Below are 4,251 nucleotides of genomic sequence, written 5' to 3' on the forward strand. Positions count from 1 at the left end.
TCAAGGCCAGCGTCGCCACGACTTTGCCGTTTTTGGGTATTGGAATTTGAATCGGTGCAAAATCTCTCTCTGGAAAAGCCTGCCCCGTTTTCGCTTCCACAATACCCCAGGAACCGTTGCTCACCGCCACGGCCTTGCCCGAAGCGTCGAAGGAAGTCAGCGTGTAAGCCATCATCAATTCATCGCGTAGCGTCAGCGTTTCCTCCAAATCCACGGCTTGCAGGGAAGTGATTTGAAAATTGGTTAGCGTCTGTTTAGTGCAGGAAGTGAGGGTAAGGAGTAAGAGGGGAAGAACGCGGAGACGTTTGAGGAGCATTTTTTTTGAAAAGGAAAATCAGTTTCTGGGCGGCAAATATCAGAAAAGCTTCGCAGAATTTTTATTTCACATTTGCGATTTGCAATTTGCAAATCGCAAATGTGAAATAGTATGAAAAAGCATAATGGAATGAGACCGCAAGACATCGTGATACTATTAGAAATCATCGCAACTTTCTATAAAAGCAATATAGGATGGCCGGATTCTTCTTTAATGATGATTCCACAGCACCCCACTAATAAAGCCATTGCTCTCTCCCTCAAAATAAGTGAGGCGGAGGTATCAGAATCACTTAGGCGTTCTGCTTATGCGGGGTTACTGGATGATCCCAAATATAAGCGGATTAACAAAAAGGCTTTACTGGATTTCCTGCTCTGTGGGTTGAAGTACGTATTTCCTGTCCAACCGGGTGCCTTGTCGAGGGGTGTCCCAACGGCGCATTCTGCTCCACCACTCGAAGATGTCATCATGTCGGACGAAAAATATGTATGGAAGTTTGCAGAGGGCAAAGTACGGGGGCAGTTGATCGAACCTTTGTACCCCACTGTTCCTGAGGTTGTGGCGAATGATAGTGAACTGTATAAGTTGTTGACTTTGACTGATGCCATTCGGATTGGTTCGGCCCGAGTCGTAAGGTTGGCTTCGGAAGAATTGGAAAAGCGGATTATGTCGGCATGGTAAACGAACAGAACAAAGAATGGTTAAAAGCTGTGGCTCGCGCCATATATAAAACCGACCAGAAAGTTGTGTTCGTGGGCGGAGCGGTTGTCGGCTTGTACGGTGACGACCCGGCTCGCATTAAAGCGAGGCTAACTAAGGATGTTGACGTAGTCGCAGAAATTCTAAATTTGAGTGATAATGAGCATTTTGAGACCAGATTGCGCGAAATTGGGTTTCAGCCCGACCGTGATTCATCGGTTATCTGTCGATACAAATACCAAGGAATCACCGTGGACATAATGCCTACTGAAACCGGAATATTGGGTTTCTCGAATCAATGGTACAAGGAAGGAATGCACCATATTCTTGCTGTTGACTTAGGAGAGCAAGTTTCGGTGAATATTTTTGAGCCTCCCTACTTTCTCGCTACAAAATTCGATGCCCTAAAATCGGAAAGGCATGGCGCGGATTATCGATGGAATAGTGATTTTGAGGATATTATCTATCTTTTTGACTATCGGATTGACGTTTTTGAGGAAATTGAAAGGGCCGATGAGAGGGTGAGAAGATATATAATCAGCGAGATAACTCAGCTACTAGAACGTCCCAATATTGAAGAGGAAATTGAAGCAAATTTAGAGTACCAGAACCATAGAGAGCGGCAATTGAGGATCATCGAAATCTGGCAAAAAATAGTTATTTAGATTTTACAGCTAACTACCCATCCAACAATCCCGCATCATTCGCCCCAACCGTCTTCCAGGTCAGTTCTTTGGTCGGGTCGATGACCAGCCAGAGCAGACTACTAATGCCGAGCAAAGTACCTATGATGTAGAGCGGGTAGTTGTAATCCCCGGCCCAGTCCACGATTTTGCCAAAAAACACGGCCAGAAAAAAGCCGCCCAACTGCCCAATCATGTTCATGGTACCAGAAACCGTGCCGGCGCGGCTCTTGCCAATATCCACGCAAACGGCGAAGGAAACGGGCAACGTCAGGTCTTTGAAAAGCATCCCGGCCGAAAGCAGGTAAGCCGCCGTGACGTTGTCGGCGGTGAGGGCCGACGTCCACATGACAACGCTCGACAGCCCCATGCCCACCAGCCCCACGCTGGCGCGGCCGATGCGCAGGCCGTACCGCTTTACCAGCCAGTCGCTCAGAAAACCGCCCGTGAAGCAACCCACGGCACCCGTTAGAAAAGGTAGGGTGGAAAAAAGCTGCATTTCGGATTCGGAGAAATGGCGGCCTTCCTGCAAATAAATGGGCATCCAACTGTAAAAAAAATACGCGCCGTACATATAAAAGTGGAACATGATTACGAGCGCCCACAGGTTGCGGCTGCGCAGCAACGCGCCCCAGGCCAGTCCGTGTGCCTGGGGCCGGAAGCGGCGGCTTTCCTGGATGTAGGCCAGCTCTTTTTCCGAAATACCCTTTTTGTCTTTGGGAAAATCCCGGAACCACCAGTACCAGACCGCCGCCCAAACCACGCCCACTAAGCCCATCGCCCAGAACGACGCCCGCCAGCCCGCGCTGGCCGCGAGTGGTATCATCACCAGCGGAGCCAATGCCCCGCCCAGCCGTCCTGCGCCCCAAATGAACGCCTGCGCCCGGCCCGTCTCGACCGCCGGGAACCAGCGGGCGATGACGATGGAGCTATTGGGATAAGCCCCCGCTTCCCCCATTCCAAACAAAAAACGAATGACGATCAGCGCGATAAGTCCCGAAGCTACGCCCGTCAGGGCCGTGAATAGCGACCACCAGAGTACCACCCGCAAAAGTACCCGACGCGGCCCAAGACGGTCGCCCATGGCACCCGTGGGCATCTCGAACAAAGCATAAGCCAGCGAAAAAGCACCCAGCACCCAGCCAAATTCTTCATTACTGAGGCCGAGGTCGCTTTTCATCCGTACGCCCACAACCGAGATGCACACGCGGTCGAGGTAGGTAATCATGGAAAGCGAAAAGAGGAAGAAGAGGACGCGGTAGCGGTACAGCAAGGGAATGGTGAGTGATGAATGATGAATTATTGCGGGCTGGGAAAAGTAGGCAAGAAATGCAGTTTTTACCAGAAAAATGCTCAGCCGGGACGTCTTTTGCTATCTTTGCGGGATTTAATGTAAGTGTAAGCCCAGTTGGAAACGCTGTACCCTGGTTTTTCAAGAGTCTAACATCCAAAGTCCAGCGCCCAGCGTCAACATCCAATATCCCTGTTTCAATGAAAGTTTTAAAGTTCGGCGGCACGTCGGTGGGTTCGGTTGAGAGTATCAAGTTGGTCATCGATATTCTTGAAAAAAGCATTTCCAAAGGCGAACGCACGGCGGTAGTTTTCTCGGCGATGGGCGGGGCAACGAATCGGCTGATCGAGATTGGCCGCATGGCCGCCGCCGGAAATCAGGAGTACTTCGAGCTACTTAAAGTAGTGGAGGAAAGACACTTCACTACCATTCGTGGCCTGATTAACGTCAAGCAACAGAGCGGTACTTTTGCCAATATTAAGGGGCTTTTCAATGAATTGGAAGACATCCTGCGTGGGGTAACGCTCATTCGCGAACTGACCGACCGTACGATGGATCTCATCATGAGCTTTGGTGAGCGGCTTTCCACAAATATCATTACGGAGGCGTTAAAAAATAAAGGCGTCAAGGCTGAGTTCTGCGATGCCCGGCAACTCATTCGAACCAACGAACATTTCGGCATGGCCGCTGTGGATTTCGATACGACCAATCGTCAGATACTCGAACATTTTGCCAAATCCTCGGCCTTGCAGTGCATCACGGGCTTTATTGCGGCTACCGACGAGGGGATCACAACCACCCTCGGGCGGGGCGGCTCGGACTACACGGCTTCTATATTTGGCGCGGCCCTCGACGCCCAGGTAATCGAAATCTGGACCGACGTGGACGGAATGATGACCGCAGACCCTCGCAAAGTACCCAACGCCTTCACGATTCAGGCCATCTCCTACGCCGAGGCGATGGAACTTTCGCATTTTGGGGCCAAAGTCATTTATCCGCCCAGTTTGCAACCCGCTTTTGCCAAAAATATCCCGCTGAGGGTGATGAATACTTTCAACACTGAATTTGAAGGTACTTTGGTGGATCGCTCGGCCAACCACAAGCAATACGCCATAACGGGCATTTCGTCCATCGACGATATGGCCCTGGTCAATATTCAGGGCAGCGGTATGATCGGTGTAGCCGGCATTTCGGCGAGGTTGTTCACTACTCTGTCGGAAAATAATATCAGCGTCATCCTGATTTCGCAGGCGTCTTCGGAG

4 protein-coding genes and 1 pseudogene are annotated in these 4,251 nt (G+C 50.6%); 3 read left to right on the forward strand and 2 right to left on the reverse strand.

Features of this window, described 5'->3' with window-relative positions:
* Positions 1-316, reverse strand: a pseudogene (locus ACEW8P_RS07480) (hypothetical protein); the annotation flags it as partial.
* 129 nt (positions 317-445) lie between these two features.
* Between ACEW8P_RS07480 and ACEW8P_RS07485 the strand changes: the two are divergent.
* Both ACEW8P_RS07485 and ACEW8P_RS07490 read left to right on the forward strand, forming a co-directional pair.
* Positions 446-997, forward strand: coding sequence for a hypothetical protein (locus tag ACEW8P_RS07485; RefSeq protein ID WP_373512470.1), 552 nt, complete (start codon positions 446-448; stop codon positions 995-997).
* Positions 991-1,680: a hypothetical protein gene (locus tag ACEW8P_RS07490; protein WP_373512471.1), complete on the forward strand. Its 690-nt coding sequence runs from the start codon at positions 991-993 to the stop codon at positions 1,678-1,680. The genes ACEW8P_RS07485 and ACEW8P_RS07490 overlap by 7 nt, the downstream gene beginning before the upstream one ends.
* 13 nt (positions 1,681-1,693) lie before the next feature.
* Here ACEW8P_RS07490 and ACEW8P_RS07495 read toward each other — a convergent pair whose 3' ends face one another.
* A complete protein-coding gene (locus tag ACEW8P_RS07495; RefSeq protein WP_373512472.1) occupies positions 1,694-2,971 on the reverse strand; it encodes an MFS transporter in 1,278 nt (425 codons plus the stop codon).
* Between the two features lie 218 nt (positions 2,972-3,189).
* Here ACEW8P_RS07495 and ACEW8P_RS07500 point away from each other — a divergent pair.
* A partial coding sequence (locus ACEW8P_RS07500; protein WP_373512473.1) for an aspartate kinase occupies positions 3,190-4,251 on the forward strand: 1,062 nt, incomplete at its 3' end.

It is taken from the genome of Persicitalea sp., assembly GCF_041751555.1.
In the GTDB taxonomy this organism is placed as follows: domain Bacteria; phylum Bacteroidota; class Bacteroidia; order Cytophagales; family Spirosomataceae; genus Persicitalea.